Annotated in this window: 1 pseudogene; it reads left to right on the top strand. The window is 38.1% G+C overall.

The annotated features are described in order from the left end of the window. Positions 1 to 115: 115 nt before the first annotated feature. Positions 116 to 346 (top strand): annotated as a pseudogene (locus WFH04_RS18100) (ATP-binding protein); the annotation flags it as partial. Between the last annotated feature and the right edge of the window lie 400 nt (positions 347 to 746).

Below are 746 nucleotides of genomic sequence, written 5' to 3'. Positions count from 1 at the left end.
CCTTTCGTTTACTTGTTTCTCGACAATTCAAGTATAAAAGAAATGGTGATTACGTGCTTTTTTGGGGTTCTATAATATTTGTGTGAATACCCCAACAAATATTATAGAACCGTTTTTTCAAATCGTTTCTAAGCGATATGAAAAAGGGGCTATGATCATTACTTCAAATAAATCCTATTTGGAATGGGGAAAAACATTTGGGGATGATGTTTTAGCAACAGCGATTTTAGATCGTCTCCTACATCATTCCGTAACCTTTAGCATTAAAGGCGATTCATATCGCATGGAAGAGAAAAGGAAGGCTGGGGTGTTCCCTTTGCCTTCAGCTGCTGAATCGTTAAAGTGAGGAATTTTAGTCCGGCGTTTTTGGGGAATTTTAACCCGGTATTGACAATGCCCTTTGGATATCGATTTTTTCATTATTTGAAGTGGTTTTTTCCTTACATATTAGACAGGAAGCTGCATAATCGAAGGAAGACATTGGGACCTCAATTCACCCAACCTACACAAGGCATACATGTCATCCATATATTGTTTCGCTTTCTCGGCATCTCCTAAAATAACTGTAAAAAAGCTTTTTCCGCCCACTGTGTAAAGGTGTGAAAGTCAATCCCACGGGTAACCATATCCGACAACTGGATAGGCTACACTTAGATGGACAGAAAAATTAAGGTCTTGTAGAATACAACTAATAGAAATGAGGAGACTACAATGACCGAAAAAAGAACAAGAAGATCCTTTACCCA

The sequence above is a fragment of the Sporosarcina sp. USHLN248 genome, from assembly GCF_037144575.1.
Taxonomy (GTDB): domain Bacteria; phylum Bacillota; class Bacilli; order Bacillales_A; family Planococcaceae; genus Sporosarcina; species Sporosarcina contaminans.
Note: the sequence above shows the minus strand (reverse complement) of the source record. Positions and strands in the feature narration are given on the sequence as shown.